General features: G+C 67.4%; 16 protein-coding genes. 4 read left to right on the forward strand and 12 right to left on the reverse strand.

All coding sequences use genetic code 11. The features are described 5' to 3' along the window. Positions 1-5 precede the first annotated feature (5 nt). From VGQ44_16045 to VGQ44_16065, 5 genes are all read right to left on the reverse strand, one after another. Complete coding sequence (locus tag VGQ44_16045; GenBank protein ID HEV8448341.1) at positions 6-692, reverse strand: metal-dependent transcriptional regulator; 687 nt, start codon at positions 690-692, stop codon at positions 6-8. After that, positions 689-1,213, reverse strand: a complete 525-nt coding sequence (locus tag VGQ44_16050) for a universal stress protein (GenBank protein ID HEV8448342.1) — start codon at positions 1,211-1,213, stop codon at positions 689-691. The genes VGQ44_16045 and VGQ44_16050 overlap by 4 nt, the downstream gene beginning before the upstream one ends. Continuing rightward, on the reverse strand, positions 1,174-2,571 hold the full coding sequence (locus VGQ44_16055) for an Nramp family divalent metal transporter (protein HEV8448343.1): 1,398 nt from the start codon (positions 2,569-2,571) through the stop codon (positions 1,174-1,176). Before VGQ44_16055 ends, VGQ44_16050 begins: the two co-directional genes overlap by 40 nt. Positions 2,572-2,660: 89 nt before the next feature. Next, positions 2,661-3,653, reverse strand: a complete 993-nt coding sequence (locus tag VGQ44_16060; protein ID HEV8448344.1) for a hypothetical protein — start codon at positions 3,651-3,653, stop codon at positions 2,661-2,663. 54 nt (positions 3,654-3,707) lie between these two features. Continuing rightward, positions 3,708-4,145, reverse strand: a complete 438-nt coding sequence (locus VGQ44_16065; protein ID HEV8448345.1) for a MarR family transcriptional regulator — start codon at positions 4,143-4,145, stop codon at positions 3,708-3,710. A gap of 107 nt (positions 4,146-4,252) precedes the next feature. On the opposite strand from VGQ44_16065, the gene VGQ44_16070 reads away from it, so the two are divergent. Further along, on the forward strand, positions 4,253-4,630 hold the full coding sequence (locus VGQ44_16070) for a VOC family protein (GenBank protein ID HEV8448346.1): 378 nt from the start codon (positions 4,253-4,255) through the stop codon (positions 4,628-4,630). Positions 4,631-4,682: 52 nt separating this feature from the next. Here VGQ44_16070 and VGQ44_16075 read toward each other — a convergent pair whose 3' ends face one another. The 4 genes from VGQ44_16075 to VGQ44_16090 form a co-directional block, all read right to left on the reverse strand. After that, a complete protein-coding gene (locus VGQ44_16075) occupies positions 4,683-5,345 on the reverse strand; it encodes a DUF6624 domain-containing protein (protein HEV8448347.1) in 663 nt (220 codons plus the stop codon). After that, entirely contained in the window at positions 5,342-6,073 is a 732-nt protein-coding gene (locus VGQ44_16080) for a hypothetical protein (protein ID HEV8448348.1), read from the reverse strand. Before VGQ44_16080 ends, VGQ44_16075 begins: the two co-directional genes overlap by 4 nt. 75 nt (positions 6,074-6,148) lie before the next feature. Beyond that, on the reverse strand, positions 6,149-7,501 hold the full coding sequence (locus VGQ44_16085) for a hypothetical protein (protein HEV8448349.1): 1,353 nt from the start codon (positions 7,499-7,501) through the stop codon (positions 6,149-6,151). After that, the gene (locus VGQ44_16090; GenBank protein ID HEV8448350.1) at positions 7,488-8,258 is read right to left on the reverse strand and encodes an ABC transporter ATP-binding protein; all 771 of its coding nucleotides are present in this window, start codon (positions 8,256-8,258) and stop codon (positions 7,488-7,490) included. Before VGQ44_16090 ends, VGQ44_16085 begins: the two co-directional genes overlap by 14 nt. A 113-nt stretch (positions 8,259-8,371) precedes the next feature. Here VGQ44_16090 and VGQ44_16095 point away from each other — a divergent pair, with 113 nt between their 5' ends. From VGQ44_16095 to VGQ44_16105, 3 genes are all read left to right on the forward strand, one after another. Next, a complete protein-coding gene (locus VGQ44_16095) occupies positions 8,372-9,112 on the forward strand; it encodes a response regulator transcription factor (GenBank protein ID HEV8448351.1) in 741 nt (246 codons plus the stop codon). A 15-nt stretch (positions 9,113-9,127) separates the two neighbouring features. Continuing rightward, positions 9,128-10,660, forward strand: a complete 1,533-nt coding sequence (locus VGQ44_16100) for an ATP-binding protein (GenBank protein HEV8448352.1) — start codon at positions 9,128-9,130, stop codon at positions 10,658-10,660. A gap of 149 nt (positions 10,661-10,809) precedes the next feature. Continuing rightward, entirely contained in the window at positions 10,810-13,164 is a 2,355-nt protein-coding gene (locus VGQ44_16105) for a TonB-dependent receptor (GenBank protein ID HEV8448353.1), read from the forward strand. Between the two features lie 316 nt (positions 13,165-13,480). Here VGQ44_16105 and VGQ44_16110 read toward each other — a convergent pair whose 3' ends face one another. From VGQ44_16110 to VGQ44_16120, 3 genes are read right to left on the reverse strand one after another with little or no spacing between them, the layout of a single operon-like run. Continuing rightward, entirely contained in the window at positions 13,481-14,092 is a 612-nt protein-coding gene (locus VGQ44_16110; GenBank protein ID HEV8448354.1) for a CoA pyrophosphatase, read from the reverse strand. A gap of 3 nt (positions 14,093-14,095) precedes the next feature. After that, positions 14,096-14,449 carry a rhodanese-like domain-containing protein gene (locus VGQ44_16115; GenBank protein HEV8448355.1) on the reverse strand — a complete coding sequence of 118 codons (354 nt, stop codon included), beginning with the start codon at positions 14,447-14,449 and terminating at the stop codon, positions 14,096-14,098. A gap of 9 nt (positions 14,450-14,458) precedes the next feature. Then, the gene (locus VGQ44_16120) at positions 14,459-15,364 is read right to left on the reverse strand and encodes an LD-carboxypeptidase (protein HEV8448356.1); all 906 of its coding nucleotides are present in this window, start codon (positions 15,362-15,364) and stop codon (positions 14,459-14,461) included. Positions 15,365-15,484: the final 120 nt, after the last annotated feature.

The following is a 15,484-nucleotide window of genomic DNA, read 5'->3' on the forward strand; positions in this document are numbered from 1 at the left end:
GCGAATCAGCGAGACTCGGCGCGCGAGACGAAGATCTGTCTCGCCAGCGCCGGGCCGATCGAGCGGCTGGTCTTCCCTACGCGAAGCGTGATCGGACCGTCATAGGGCGCGCGCGACTCGACCTCGACCCGCGTGCCGGGAACGATTCCCAGCTCCGCCAGATATCGCAGCTGCCCCGGGTCGCGGTCTCCGACGCGCTCGACGCGTACGCGCTGACCCTGGTTGATCTCGTTCAAGCTCGCCAGCGTGCGCTCACGCAGCGTGCCTTCACGCGTGGGAATCGGCGCGCCGTGCGGATCGGTCGTCGGCTCACCGATCGCGGCGGCCATGCGGTCGATCAACTCGTCCGACGCGGCGTGCTCGAGCCGCTCGGCTTCGTCGTGGACGAGATCCCACGGGTAGTGGAGCGCTTGCGTCAGATACGCCTCGATCACGCGATGGCGGCGGATCGTGCGCAGCGCGGCCCGACGCCCTTCGCGCGTGAGACGAACGCCGCGATATCGTTCGTGCGTGATCAGATGCTGGTCGACGAGCCGGCGCACCATGCCGCTCACCGACGCGGGCGCCACGCCCAACTCGGCGGCGATCTCGTTGGTGCCGGCAGGCTCGCCGGCGCTCTCGAGCTCGAAGATCACCTTGAGGTAATCCTCGACGGGCGCGGTCAGCGACGGAGTCGAGCGAACGGCGGTCATACCGGCGGCGCCGACGGACTCGGGGGAGGTGGAGGCAGCGGATTGTCGCGCGGCGTGTCGCGCCCACCGCGCACGAGCAGAACGGGCACCCGCGAGCGATGGCGCACTTCGTTCGCCACGCTCCCGTAGATGATGTCCTTGATGAAGCGATGGCCGTGCGTCGACATCGCGATGAGGTCGCACGACTCGCGCGCCGCGGCCGCGGTGATCTCATTCGCCGGATCTCCCGCGGCGAGGACACAGTCGGCGTGCAGCCCGCTCGCGTTGAGCGTCGCGCATTGCGCTTCGATGTACTCACGGTCGAGGCGCATTTCCTCGGACTCGCGCAGGTGAAGCTGCTTCACGTTGCGCGCCGCCCAACCGTCGGCGACGTGGATCAGTACGAGCGACGCGCCGCAGAAGCGCGCCAGCGCGGACACGTGCTCGAGAATGGCCACGTCGTAGTCCGAGTGTTCCAGCGGGACGAGGATTCGCTTGTACATCAGGCGAGCCACGCCCGGACCGACTGCACGAGCAGCCACGCATTCAGGGCGGCGATCACCAAGGCCGTCGTCCAGGCGACGACCTTGAGCCAAGTGGCGTTGACGAACGCGCCCATCTTGGCCCGGTCGGACGTGAACGCGACGAGGGGATAGACCGCGAACGAGAGCTGCAAGCTCAGAATCACCTGGCTGAGGATCAGCAACTGTGCGGTACCGCGCTCGCCGTAGAAGATGGCGACGATGGCCGCCGGGACAATGGCGATCCCCCGGGTAATCAGGCGGCGCAGCCAGGGGCGGAGCCGGATGTTGAGGAACCCCTCCATCACGATCTGCCCGGCGAGCGTGCCCGTGACGGTCGAGTTTTGCCCCGAGGCGAGGAGCGCCAACGCGAACGCGGTGCTGGCGCCGGCTCCCAGCAACGGCGTGAGGAGCTTGTGCGCGTCCTGGATTTCGGCGACTTCGGCGTGCCCGGTCGTATGGAAGGTGCTGGCCGCCACGATGAGAATGGCCGCGTTGATGAAGAACGCGAAGCTCAGCGCGATCGTCGAATCGAGGAACGCGAACCGCACGGCTTCGCGGCGGCCTTCGCTCGTCTCGGCGTAGCGGCGCGTCTGCACGATCGACGAGTGCAAGTACAAATTGTGCGGCATCACCGTCGCGCCGAGTATGCCGATGGCGATGTACAGCATCTCGTGGTTGCGGACGATGTCGGCGCTCGGCATGAAGCCGTGCGCGAGCTCGCCGATGTTCGGTCGCGAGAGAATGATCTCGAACATGAAGCACAACCCGATCGACGCGATGAGCGTGATGACGAGCGCCTCGAGGACCCGCACGCCGCGGTGCTGAAGCGCCAGCAACAGCAAGACGTCGAAACCGGTGATCAACACACCGACGGCGATCGGCAGATGAAACAGCAGATTCAGCGCGATCGCCGAGCCGATCACTTCGGCCAGGTCGCAGGCGGCGATCGCGATCTCGCAGAGGATCCAGAGCGCGATGGTCGTCGGCTTCGAGTAGTGATCGCGGCACGCCTGCGCCAAGTCGCGGCCGGTGACGATGCCGAGCTTCGACGCCAACCCCTGGAGCAGCACCGCCATGACGTTCGAGAGCAGGACGACACTGAGCAGCGTGTAGCCGAAGCGCGATCCGCCGGCGAGGTCGGTCGCCCAGTTGCCCGGGTCCATGTAGCCGACCGCGACGAGATATCCCGGGCCGGCGAACGCGAGGAGCTTGCCGAGGAACGACCGCGCGTCGATCGGCACGCTGCGGTAGACCTCCTGCAGACTCGGCGCGACGCGAGAGCGCCGCCAGCCGTGCTCCGCCGGCGGGGCGGAATGCGGCGGCTGGTCGTCGTCTTGCGACGGAGGTTCCGGACGGAGGATGCGCGGGAGGACCACAGTATTAGTGTGACGACAATCAGAAGTTAGTGCGCACTAACTTTCCCGGCAAGCGGTGCCGCCGGCACGAATCGTTTAAGCGGGCACCCTCAGCGGTTCGGCAAGCTCCTGATCCATTGATCGATCCCGTCCGTGACGCGTCGGTCCGTCTCACCCGGATAACCGAACGCTTCGGGGCCGGTGATCTCCGGCGGCACGACCTTGTACATGTGCGTCACATCCGGCACGAAGAGATACGACGTCCTCGATTCCCCATCGGAGCGGGATCGAAGCGCATCGCGCAGCGCCTCGCCGTGGTGCGAGGGAACCGAGCCGTCGTTGCCGCCCTGCACGACGAGCGCGCGTTGCGGCATCGCGCGCGCCAGCACGAGCGGATCGGTCGCGTCCACGTCGCGCATGTAGCGGCGTCCTTCCGGCGGCATCGAGATCAGCGCGCCGATGCCCATACCGGGTCCCTGCCCCAGCTCCGGCGGGATTGGTTCATCGCGACGAATGTGCCCGATCACCTCGTCGAGCCGCGCGCGAACCTCATCGACCTGCCCCGGCTCGACGTACGTGGGGGCTTGCTCGCGCATGATGCCGAGGATTCCGATGGACGGGCCGGAGAGCAACACGACGCCGTCGAGTGAGCGGCCGCGCTCCGAAACCGCAAGGCGGCTGGCGACGACCGAGCCTTCGCTGTGTCCCGCGGCAATCGCCCGTCGCACGCGGACGCCCCGGTCGTCGAGCGCGCGCCGCATTTCATCGAACATCGCCGACACGATGACGAAACGACCCTCCCACGTTCGCATCGTCGCCGCGAGGTCGGCGTCGTATGGAACACTCCCCGTGCCCGGGCCGAGCTTCGCGTAGCGGAACACGGCGTGGCCGCATGCGGAGAGCCTGCGCGCGAGGTGCGCGTATACGTGGGGAAAGGAATTCCACGTCGGATAGTCACCGTTGACGTCGCTGAACAGCGAGCCCGGAATCAAAAGAATCGCGCTCTTCAGCTCTCGATCGAGAGAGGCCGGCAGCGTGAGCGCGGTGGGAATTTCCCAGCCGCTCGCGCGAAGCGACGAAAGTTGTTCCGTGTAGTGAGGCATGACCGCATCGTAAGGCCTGACGCGGCGTGAGGGTCAAGGGGGGCCGCACGGGGATCAGTTCGCGCGGACCACCTTTTCGAGGATCGGAAGAGCCTTCGCCAGAGCGAAGCGGTCTTTCTCGGGAAGCTCGCGAAGTGACACGGCGAGCGACGCCACGCGGCGTCGGCGGCCGTCGTGGAGCAGCTTGACACCCTTGGGCGTGGCGGCGACGCGTGCGATGCGGCGGTCGACCGGATCGGGGACGCGGTTTACGAGACCGGCCGCCTCGAGCCGGTCGACGAGGCGGGTGATCGTCGGCGGCCGGACCTGTTCGGCGTGCGCGAGGGCGCCGAGCGTGATGGGACCCGCGAAGACGATGACGGACAGCGCGGAGAGTTGCGGCGCGGGGAGCCCGGAGGCGTCGTCTTCGCGTCGGAGGCGGCGGAGGAGGTGGATCGCCGCGGAGTGGAGCCGGTCGGCGAGGTCGTGCGTCGTGCCGTCGGACGAAGGCATCTTGTATTTAGCTCAGCTAAGTATTATGCTAGGTCGTTAGCTGAACTAACTAATTGCGCGAGCCGGCGGCCGGCAAGGCCGACCGGCGCTCACCGGAGGGTTCGCCCGTGCCCAATCTCGCCAATTCCCGCATCGGCCAGATCGCCGTCGTGTGCAAGAACGTGCAGCGTGCGTCGGCCTTTTACCGCGACGTGCTCGGCCTGCGGCATCTCTTCGACGCCCCGCCGAACCTGTCGTTCTTCGACTGCGGCGGGGTGCGGCTCATGCTCACGACGGTCGAACGCCCACAGGACAATCACGCGGGCTCGATGCTGTACTACTTCGTCGACAGCATCGACGCCGTGTACGACGGGCTGACGGCGAAGGGCGTGCACTTCATCGAAAAGCCGCAGATGATCGCGCGGCTGCCAGATCACGAGCTATGGCTGTGTGCGTTCGAGGACAGCGAAGGGAATCCGATGGGAATCATGGAGGAAAGGCGATAGGGCGGTAAAACCAATTCAATTTGCCGCCGTGGGCTATTGGCCCAGCGTGCGGTTACGATCCTGACTTCGCCAGGCACATCGCCACTCTGAACGGCGGCAGTCCGGCGTCCTCGCGCCGGAAGTCGGCGTGCGCCGAATCCTCCATCGGCGAGAGCTGAATTTTTCCGTCGGCACCGACGAGGAACTGCGTCCCGTAGATCTGCTTGCGTCCCCAGACGAGACGCATGTGATCCTCGAACGTGGCGACGTCGGCGGCGGGCGACTCGGACGGACCAGCCTCCATCATCCGGTGCAGCACGTTGCGCGCGAGACCTGTGTCGCTCTGCGAGAGGAGGTACACCGCGTGCACGCCGGCGGCACCGACGACACTGCGCGTCGGCCACTTCGACCCGCGTTGCGCCGCGAGGGCCTTGAGACGCTCGGTCATCGCCGCGGCGTTCGGTCCGAGCGCCGCGGCCCGACCCTGAACCTCGACGCCGAATTGAACCGGCGCGCTCAGCGCGGCGCCAAGTCCGGCGGCCTGGAGGAGTTGGGTGCGGAGCGTGTCGTCGCTCCAGTCGTGCTTCGAGTCGTCGAAGAACTCGGCTTGTCGCGTGACCCACGCGTCACCGGGCTTCCAGCCGCAGGTGGGCGATTTCTTCGCGGCCGGTTTGGCCTGCGCGCTCGCGGCGAGCGGAACGACGGCGAGCGCGACCAGTGCGAGCAGTCGATTCATTTTGCAGTCGGCGTCACGGTGAAGTCGTCGAACTCGATCATGCTGTCCGTCTTCGACCACACGCCGATCTTGCCGGACACGGAATGCGGCAGCGTGTAGTCGTGCATCGGCTTGTCGTCGAGCCACGATTTGAGCGAGGTCCCGTGCACGCTGATCTTGAGCGTATGCCACGTCCCCAGCTCGAGCGGCGTGAGCGTCGGCGCGCGATTCACGAACTTTCGCACGCCGTTGTTGAACGTCCACAGCACCACGTTGTCCTCGGTTCCGTTGTAACGGACGGTGAGATAGTCGCCGTTCGGCTTCACGTCGAAGAGAATGCCGGCGCACCGGTCGAGCGTGCCGCCGATCATCTGAAAGCGGACGGAGATCTCGCCGTTCTCGAAGTTGTCGAGCCCCTTGTACACGGCGATCGGGTAGTACGCGAACGCCTTGATGCTCTCGATGAACTCTTCATTGCGCGCACCGTACAGCTCTCGCGCCTTGTCGGCGAGACCGCCCGCCGGCTGCCCGCGCTTCCACACACGGCCGTCGATGAAGAGCACTTTGTGGCCGGCGTCCTGCGACATCACCCAACTGCCGACCATCGGTGCGAACGAGCTGGGCTCCTTCCCCACCGTTTCCTTGGCGAAGCTCACGGTCTTCGTCGCCGACGCACCCGCTGGCGCTTGTGCGAGCGCGGCCCCCGCCGTCAGCAAGAACAACACGCTCCTGGAAATCACCTTCCGCATCTGCCCCCCTCCCCACGAGTTCCTTCGAGAACCTGTCACGTCATCGATGATGAGATGACCGATGACCGATCACACTCAACCGGCGGCGGCGGTCGCGTTCATGCGGCCTTTCGACGCGGTCACACGCCACCAAATCAGTCCGACGACGATCGGCCACGCGACGAAGAATATCCACGGCGCTGCGGCTATCCGCTTCGCGAGCGGGTACCCACGATACGCCGGCTCGTCGGCCGGCGTTGGCGGCGCCACGCCAGCGAGCCGATACACCGTCTCGAGCACGATGGGTTCAGTGCTCGAGCGATTCATCTCCTTTTTTCCTCCGAGCTCGTACCACACTTCGCCATAATGGCTGTTCGCCCCCTCGAACAGTCCACTCCTACTCTGCGCCGCGTACTCGACGGTCACGGACTTCATCGTGCGTCGCAGCTTCGCGAGCACGCCGCGATCGAGATCCGTGAGGCGCGGATCCTCGGCGGCAAGGTGGACGGTGACTTTCAGCGGCGTGTCGATCCGACGCAATGCCGCTTCGTCGGCCCGCGGAAACGAGTTCCGGCGATCTTCGCTCACGTCGCGGTCGGCGCGAAGGTGCGCGAACGCCACGCACGCCAGACTGGCCGCGATCAGCGCGCCCGCGACTCCGGCGACGCGGCGCGACAGCTGACGTCCTTCTCGCAACCACGCCGCCGCGACGCCCAGCCCGGCCAAGCCGATGGTCGTGAGAATCAGCACGGTCGCCACGCGGAGATCGCCGTGCTCGAACGACGCGAGCGCGGACGTGGGCGTGTACTGCGCGATCGCCGCGATCGTTCCGCCGCGCGCGGCCGCGACGTAGTCGAGCGCCCACGTCCCGATCGTTACGGTCAAGGCGATGATCGCCGCGCTGGCCGCGCTCGCGGCGAGCGCGCCGGCCGCCGCGCCGATGCCGATGGCGAGAACGCCGCGCAACAGATACCCGATGACGACCGTCGACGTCTCCGGGCCGTAGAGATGCCCGCCGATCGCCATCCACGTCGCCAGCGCCACACCGCCGGCGAGCAACGCGATCGCCCACGCGGCCACGAGTACGACGCCCTTCGCGACGATCGACGCGCCGAACCGCGTCGGCGCCTGAAGCATCAACGAAAGCGCGCCGCTCTGTTTTTCGACCGCGACGAGACGAATCACCACGAACGGAAAGAGCAGCGTCGCCGCGAGATCGTAGGCGCCGAGTGTCGGCACGACGATCCCCTCGAGCGGGCTGAGTCCCTGAGAGAGCGCCGCCGGGCCTCCGCCGACGCCACTCGCCTCGGCGTACAGCTCCGACGCCGACATGATTCCATGGCCGACGAGCGCGCCGGTAACGATGAGGAGCAGCCAGAACGCGCGCGACGCCGCGAGCTCGCGAAACTCCTTCGCGAGCAGCCAGCGCCATTCGCTACGTGAGGGCAAGGAACACCTCCTCGAGCCCCGCGCGTTCCGAGGCGGGGGCAAGGCCCGCCCGCGCGCGCAACTCGTCGAGCGTCCCTTCTCCGGCGACGCGACCGGCGCTCAACAACACGAAACGGTCGCAGACGCGTTCGGCGTCGCCCAGCTGGTGGATCGAAAGAAAGAGCGTGCGGTGCTTCGCGTGCTCACGCAGCACCGCCATCACGTCGCGCGTCTGACGCAAGTCGAGGCCGTCGAACGGCTCGTCGAGCATGAGCAGCGGGTGCGGCGTCAACAGGCCGATCGCCAGCACGACCCGCCGATGCTCGCCCTTCGAGAGCTCGCGCAGTCGCGCGCCGGCGAGCGACGCGAGCCCGAGCGACGACGAAATCGCGTCGACCGATTCTCGCGACGCCCCGTGCAGGCCCGCGGTGAAGCGAAGGGTCCACGCGACCGATTGGTCCGCCCAGGGTCGAACGCCGTCGGGGACGAAGAACAGAAGCTTCTTGCGATCGTCCGGCGACACGCGTGCCGCGTCTCGCTCCACCATGCCGAGCGTCGCCGGCGCGAGCCCCGCGAAACACTGAAAGAGCGTCGTCTTGCCGGATCCATTCGGGCCGATCAGCCCGAGGATCTCGCCGCGACGGATGGAGAAGCTCGCGCCGCGAAGGGCCCAGAACTCGCCAAAACGTTTGGAGAGGTTGTCGACCGCGATGAGCTCGAAAGCGGCCGTTCCGTCTCGCGTTTGGGCGAATTGGACCGGGGCGGACGCGGATGGCATGGCCGCGAATTCTCGCCAGCCGCGCGACGGCATGCAATGGCGTCGGTGGAATTTCAATGTTGGCATACCCGCGGACTGGCCTCGTCGCGTGCCCGGAGCGTAGCTTGGCTAGCATGCGGATTCTCCTGGCCGAAGACGACCGGCAACTCCGACTCTCGATCGCGCGCGGTCTGCGCGAGGCGTCGTATGCCGTCGATCAGGCGGGCACGGGAACGCAAGCGGCCTCGCTCGCGGCGGCGAACCACTACGACGCGGTGATCCTCGACGTGCTGCTCCCGGGTAAAAGCGGCGTCGCGGTCTGCTCCGGGCTTCGCCAGAGCGGGAACGCCGTCCCCATTTTGATTCTCACGGCGCTCGACGGCGTGGACAGCCGCATCGAAGGGCTCGACGCGGGCGCGGACGACTATCTCACGAAGCCGTTCGACTTCGGCGAGCTCCTGGCGCGTCTGCGCGCGCTGACTCGCCGCCGCGGCCCGGTCGCGTCCGCGACCGTCGAGGTGGGCGATCTGGTGATCGACACGCTGCGGCGGAGCGTGCGGCGAAATCGTCGCGAGATCGCGCTCACCGGGAAAGAGTTCGCGTTTCTGCTCCACCTGGCGCGAAACGCGGGGCGAGTGATCGACCGCGCCGAACTGATGGAGCACGTCTGGGACGACGCGCAGAACACCTACTCGAACATCATCGACGTCTACGCGAGTCGTTTGCGCCGCAAGATCGACGAAGGCGAAAAAGTCGCGCTGTTCAAGACGATCCGGGGAACGGGGTTCATGCTGGATGCGCCCTCGTCGCGACGCGTCGCGACGGCTGCCCCCGTCGTGAATGCACGTGCCAAGACGTCGCGCGAGCGCGGCTAGCGAACGAGAAAGAACGTGGCCCCCCCTCCCCTCGTATTCCCCTGGCCGTCCACACTTCGCGCGCGTCTCACGCTCTGGTACTCCGTCTTGCTCGGCGTGCCACTCATCGCGCTCGCGCTGGGTTTCTACCTGTTGTTCGCCCGGATGCTGCACAGCAGGACCGACCAGTTCATCGGCGACGCGCTGAGCGCGTTCTCCCGCGAAGTCGTCGCCGAGCGACGCGCGGCGCTGTCGCCCCTGATCGCGATTCGCACGACCGTCAACGAGGTTCGTTTCCAGGATCTGCGAATTGCCGTGCTCGACGGCGCGGGCACCCTCGTCGCGACGTCGCCGGAAAGCGAAATGAGCGCGGCCCCCCCGGACGCCGACCACGGCGCGGACGGGGTCTCGCGCGACGTACTCAGCGACCGCGTGGCCGCGGCGATTCGCGGCCACGACGCGGCGAGGCCGGTGTCCGCCACCGTGACGACGGCCCGCGGTGACTACTTCGTGAGCGGCCGTCCGCTCACGATCGACAATGAGCGCTTCGTGCTCACCGGGGCCTACTCGCTGCGCGACACGGAGGCGGTGCTCGCGCGCCTGCGTGAGATTCTCGTGTTCGCGGTGCCTCTGCTCCTCGTCGGCGCGATCACGGGCGGGTATTTCCTCGCGACGAGAAATCTCGTGCCGCTGTCGGCGATGGCGGCGCGCGCGGCGGAGATCAGCGCGGCGAATCTCCAAGATCGCCTGCCGGTGGCGGGCGGCGAAGAGCTGGCGGGGCTGGCGCGCGTCGTGAACGGCCTGCTCGATCGTCTCGAAGCGTCGTTCATCCAGCAGCAGCGATTCATGGCGGATGCGTCGCACGAACTGCGGACGCCCGCGGCGATCGTGCGCACCGAGGCCGACGTCACGCTCGCACAACCGCGGCGCCCCGAGAGCGACTACCGCGCGTCGCTCGGCGTCGTCCAGGGTGCGGCGCGGCGGATGTCGCGCATCGTCGACGATCTGTTGCTGCTCGCGCGCGCCGACACGGGCGTGGCCGTCGAGCACCGCGGGCACGTGTATCTCGAGGAGATCGTGCACGACGTCGCGCGTGGCGTGCGACTACTCGCCGAGAGCCGGCGGCTCCGCGTGGCAGTGGGAGCCGTCGTCGACGCGCCGATTTACGCCGACGCCGACCTGATCGGCCGACTTCTCCAGAACCTGCTGGACAACGCGATCAAACACTCGCCGGAGGGGAGCACGGTCCGCATCGAGATGGCGCGCGCGGACGGCGCGTCCACCGTCCGCGTCATCGACGCCGGCGGCGGCATTCCAGCCGACGACCAGCCGCGCGTGTTCGAGCGGTTTTTCCGCGCCGACGCCTCGCGCTCCGGCGCGGATCAACGGACCGCCGGCGCGGCGGATCCCGAGTCGTCCGTGACGAGCGGGTCGGGGCTGGGCCTCGCGATCGCACGCCGCATCGCCGAGCTGCACGATGGCCGGTTGGAACTGGTCGAGTCGCGTCCCGGCCACACCGAGTTTCGCCTCACGCTGCCCCTCGAGGCCGAGGCGTCCGTCGAGGGCTGATGCCCTTGCCGGCCCGCCGCCCCAGGGGTAAACTGGCGTTCATGAATTATTCATGATTCGCCAGGCTGGTCCAGCTATTTCGCGTCGTGGCGCCGTTGAACCGTGAGGGCCCGACACCGTCAAATTCGAGACGCTCAGGCGAGATCCGCATGCTCAGCAGACGTGTCAGAACACCGTGGTTCTGTTGCTCTTTTGTCGCGACCGCGGCGGTTGCGCTCAGTGGTTCAACCGCGGCCGCCCAAGGTTCGATTCGCGGGACGGTCACTCGCGCCGACACGCACTCGCCTATTTCCGGCGCCACCGTGAGCGTCGCGAACCCGCAGCGCATCGCGACGACCGACCAAAAGGGCGCATACGTTCTGCGCAACCTGCCCGCCGGCACCTACGTCGTCACCACGACGGCGATTGGCCGCGCGCCGGACAGCGGATCAGTCGCCGTTCCGGCGACCGGCACGGTGTCGCACGAAGTGTCGCTGAAGGAAGGCTCGCTGCTCCTGTCGAGCGTGATCGTGTCGGCGACCCGCACCGCCGTGGAGGCGAGCAAGGTCACGGCGACGGTGAACGTGCTCACGTCGGAACAGGTGCGTCAGACGCCCGCGCGCGAAGCGCAGGACATGCTGCGTGAGATTCCCGCTGTCGAGCTGCCGCGCACCAGCAGCCTGGTCGGCGGCACCGCGCAAATCGTCTCGATCCGCGGCGTCGACGAGGGCCGCACCGCCGTGTTGTTCGACGGGATTCCCGTCAACGACGCGTGGGGTGAATGGATCGACTGGGGACGCGTGCCGAAAGCGATGATCGATCACGTCGAAGTGCTCGAAGGCGGCACGTCGAATCTGTACGGCAACGGCGCGATGGGCGGCGTGATCTCGTTCTTCGGCCGGCCGATGTCGCCGGGCTCGATGGACCTTCAAGCCGACGGCGGCAGCCGCTCGGCGCGGCACGCCTACCTGGGCGCCGGCGTCCCACTCGGATCCGGATTCAGCGTCGACGTCAACGGTGACTATCAGGAAGGCGGCGGCTACAAGCTCATCGGCCTCAACGGCGCCGTCGGCCCGATCGACGTCGCGTCGACGTCGATCACGCGAAACGGCTACGCGCGGCTGAACTACGCGCCGTCGTCGCAGTGGAGCGCCTTCGCCACCGGACACTTCTTCGGTGACTCTCGCGGACTCGGCACGCCGCTGAGCGCCGGCAACCGGGACCAGCGCGACGCTGACTTCGGCGTGAACGGCCAGGGCTTCGGCGGCGGCACGCTGGCGATCCGCGGTTGGGACGGGCGGCAGATCGAGAACCAGCGCGCCACGACGATTCGCTCGGCGACGCTTCGCAACGCGGAGGATTCGAGCGCCGATGCGCAGATCCCGAGCCACGATTGGGGCGCGTCGGCGCTGTGGACGCGCACGGGCTTGATTGGCCTCGAATCGTTCAGCGCCGGCGCCGACTATCGCCATTATCAGGGCGACTACAACGAGACCGACTACAACACGACCGGATGTCCGACCGCCGCGACGTGCGGGTCGATCGCGCGGCAAATCTCGTCCGGCGGCAATCAGAGCTTGAGCGGCGCGTTCCTCCAAGCGATCGCCGCGCCGATCTCCCCGCTGCGCATCGAGCTGAGCGGACGCGTCGACCAGTGGAACAACGACGACGGCCGCTCGTTCCTCACCGGTGGTACGCAGACGACGTATCAGGACCGGTCGAAGACGGCGTTCTCGCCGCGCCTCGGCGCGCGTTATCAGGTCGTGTCGTCGTTCTCGCTGCACGCCGCGGTCTACAAGGCGTTCCGCGCACCGAACCTCGCCGAACTGTATCGCAAGCAGGTGTCGCCGACGTCGATCACCGTGCCGAATCCCGACCTTGGCGCCGAGACGGCGCTCGGCCGCGAAGTCGGCTTCGACTGGCAGCCGGTCGATTGGATTCAGGCGAAGGGCACCTACTATGTCGCCGAGTACAACGATTTCAACGTTCCGGTCACGCTCACGGCGAACAAGCCGGCGGAGTGCGGCGCGATCGCAACCTGCCGCGTTCGTCAGAACGTGAACGCCGAGCGCAGCCAGGGCGGCGAGGCGTACATCGCGGTGCGACCGGTCCACGAACTGTTCATCAGCGCCGGCGTGAACTACGACGACGACCGCCAGCAGAGCGGACTGCCCGCGACCGCGACCGATGCGACGAAGCCGCACATCAACCGCGTGCCGTCACCGCGCCAGACGATCCGCGCAACGTACAGCTCCAACCAGTTGGGCGACTGGACACTGATGTGGCGTCACGAGGGTCGCACGACGACGCTCGGCGGCATCGGCCTCGCGCCGTTCACCGTCGTGGACGCGAACATTCAGCGCGAGCTGGTTCCCGGGCTGCGCGGCTTCGTGTCGGTCGAGAACATCGGCGACGCGAAGTACCAGGTGAACATCGCCGGGTCGGGCACGGCGGCGAGTCCGTTCGTGTACTCGATCGGGTTGCCGAGAACCGTTCGCGCCGGAATCGAGGCGTTCCGCTGGTAACGACGTCGACCTTCATTCGCTGAGGTTTTCGGCGGCTCGAGCGAGACCTAGGACCCCGCGCCACTGGTGCTGGGTCCTTCTCGTTTTCACAGGACTCCCTGTGGTGAGAGAGCTACGGCGAAGGCCCAGTAAATTTCCACGCAGATGACGCAGACTGGAACTACAATGCCGCGGATCAACGACGCGATGTGCTTTTCACGCGCTCTGTATCTGCGGGATTGCCTTTCAATCTGCGTCGTCTGCGTCGAGTTTTCTTGCCGAAGGACATAGCAAGACTGGCGCGACATCGTCGCGAGTTCGGACCACCCAACGGCCGCTAGTCTCTGGCGAGCTCCAAAAACTGCGTCAGCGCTCGATGCGTGAGTCCCCACACGACGAACTGACCGTAGCGGAACACCTCCACTTCTCTCGAGCCGACGCCGCGAATCGGCACCGAGGCTCGCCCCCATGACGGTCCGTGGAGGAACGCGGAGAGTGGAACCCAGAACGCTTCGGCGACCTCGTCGCTCGGCGTGGTCACGGCGTCGCGGCTCACGACGGCGACGAACGGGCGGATGACGAGCGGCGGCAGCGCGGGCGTGCGCGGCGCGACATCGTCGAGCGCGCCGAGCACGCGGCCATCGCGCGCGAGGTCGACGCCGGTCTCTTCGAGCGTCTCGCGCATCGCGGTGTGCGCGAGATCGATGTCGCTCGGGTCCATGCGGCCGCCGGGACAGGCGATGTGCCCGCTCCACGGATCGCCCTCGAATTCGGCGCGGCGGATCATGAGGAGCTCCGGCTCGCCGTCCGCCGATGGTCGGAGCGTCAGGGCGATCGCCGCGTAGCGCTCGCTCCCGGTCGTCTCGACCGCGACCGGTGTTCGCTCGGCGAGGCGGCGCGCTATGCGCGCGACGTCAGGGCGTTCGAGAAACTCGTCCAGCGACGACACCGGTCATTCCACCTCGCCGCCGGCGTCGGCCCACGCGCGAATGCCTCCCGCCATCGATGCCACGGTCGAGTAGCCCATGGTCTGGAGCGTATCGGTGGAGAGGACCGAGCGGCTGCCCGACGAGCAATAGAGGACCACGTTCGCGTCACGCGCGACCTGCGCTTCGATGCGGCTCTCGAGGTGGCTGCGTGGGACGTGAACCGACCCGGGAATCTTCGCGGCGTTCACTTCCTGAATCTCGCGGATGTCGACGAGGACCACGGGCTCGCCCCGCGCCTGCATGTCGAGCACTTGGCGCGGCGTGACTTCGCGGGTGCGCCCTTTCGCCTCCGCCATCAGCTCCGGATAGGTCTTCATCGGCGTGCCTTATCGTTCGATGACAATAGTTCGCTGGTCGGCGTCGAGGACCGCGGTCGCCCCCAGCGGCAGCGTGAACTGATCGTCGACATGGCCGAACGGCGCGTTCGCGACGCATGGCACGCGAAAGCGGTCGGCGACCTCCTGCAATATGCGCTCGAGGGGTAGTGACTGCTCCACCTCGCCCGCGTCCGCCGGAATCTCCGTGAAGCGGCCGAAGACGATTCCGGCACAGCGCGCCAGCGCTCCGGACAATGCGAGCTGCACGAGCATGCGATCGATTCGATAGACGGCCTCGTTCACGTCCTCGAGCACGAGGATCGCGCGGTCGAGGTTGAGCGCGTATGGCGTTCCCGCGAGCGACGCGACGAGCGCCAGATTGCCGCCGACAAGACGCCCGCGCGCGCACCCGCCGCGCACGGTGACTGTCTCGTCGTGGCGCACGACGTACGGCGTGTCGCCGGTCGACACGGCCGCCCGGAGCGAGCGGCGCGTCAACTCGGTCAGCTCAGCGCGCGCCGTCGGGCCGTGATACGTGACGAGATCCGCGCGCGCGCCGATCGCGCCGTGGAGCGCGGTGATGTCGGAGTAGCCGATCAACGCTTTCGGTTTCCACCGCCACACGTCGTAATCGATCGCGTCGAGCAGTCTCATCGCGCCGTAGCCGCCACGGATGCACCACACGCCGTCGATCGCGTCGTTCGACGCGGCGGCGGCGAAGTCGGCCAAACGATTCGCGTCATTGCCGGCCAAATATCCGTCGCGCTCGAGCACGTGTGCACCGGGCACAGGCTCCCAGCCGAATGAGCGCGCGTTCTCCATTGCGCGCTCGAGATCGGCAGCGCCGCGAAGCGGACCCGAGGGTGCGACGAGCGCGACACGCGCGCCAGCGCCGAGAAGTGGCGGAAAACGCATTGCAGGACGTACGCATGTGCAGGCGAACTCGTCAACTCGTCGTCGGCCTCGTCACTCGATGTCTTTGGTCGTACATGGCACCGATGCTGCGAGACGCAAGTCACACTCGCCGGGCGCATC

The organism is Gemmatimonadaceae bacterium, from assembly GCA_036003045.1.
GTDB lineage: Bacteria > Gemmatimonadota > Gemmatimonadetes > Gemmatimonadales > Gemmatimonadaceae > JAQBQB01.

What these genes read in the sequence shown, in the direction of transcription:
- VGQ44_16045 (HEV8448341.1), bottom strand. Translation starts at nt 692, where the DNA reads ATGACCGCCGTTCGCTCGACTCCGTCGCTGACCGCGCCCGTCGAGGAT.
- VGQ44_16060 (HEV8448344.1), bottom strand. Translation starts at nt 3,653, where the DNA reads ATGCCTCACTACACGGAACAACTTTCGTCGCTTCGCGCGAGCGGCTGG.
- VGQ44_16065 (HEV8448345.1), bottom strand. Translation starts at nt 4,145, where the DNA reads ATGCCTTCGTCCGACGGCACGACGCACGACCTCGCCGACCGGCTCCAC.
- VGQ44_16075 (HEV8448347.1), bottom strand. Translation starts at nt 5,345, where the DNA reads ATGAATCGACTGCTCGCACTGGTCGCGCTCGCCGTCGTTCCGCTCGCC.
- VGQ44_16080 (HEV8448348.1), bottom strand. Translation starts at nt 6,073, where the DNA reads ATGCGGAAGGTGATTTCCAGGAGCGTGTTGTTCTTGCTGACGGCGGGG.
- VGQ44_16090 (HEV8448350.1), bottom strand. Translation starts at nt 8,258, where the DNA reads ATGCCATCCGCGTCCGCCCCGGTCCAATTCGCCCAAACGCGAGACGGA.
- VGQ44_16095 (HEV8448351.1), top strand. Translation starts at nt 8,372, where the DNA reads ATGCGGATTCTCCTGGCCGAAGACGACCGGCAACTCCGACTCTCGATC.
- VGQ44_16105 (HEV8448353.1), top strand. Translation starts at nt 10,810, where the DNA reads ATGCTCAGCAGACGTGTCAGAACACCGTGGTTCTGTTGCTCTTTTGTC.
- VGQ44_16115 (HEV8448355.1), bottom strand. Translation starts at nt 14,449, where the DNA reads ATGAAGACCTATCCGGAGCTGATGGCGGAGGCGAAAGGGCGCACCCGC.
- VGQ44_16120 (HEV8448356.1), bottom strand. Translation starts at nt 15,364, where the DNA reads ATGCGTTTTCCGCCACTTCTCGGCGCTGGCGCGCGTGTCGCGCTCGTC.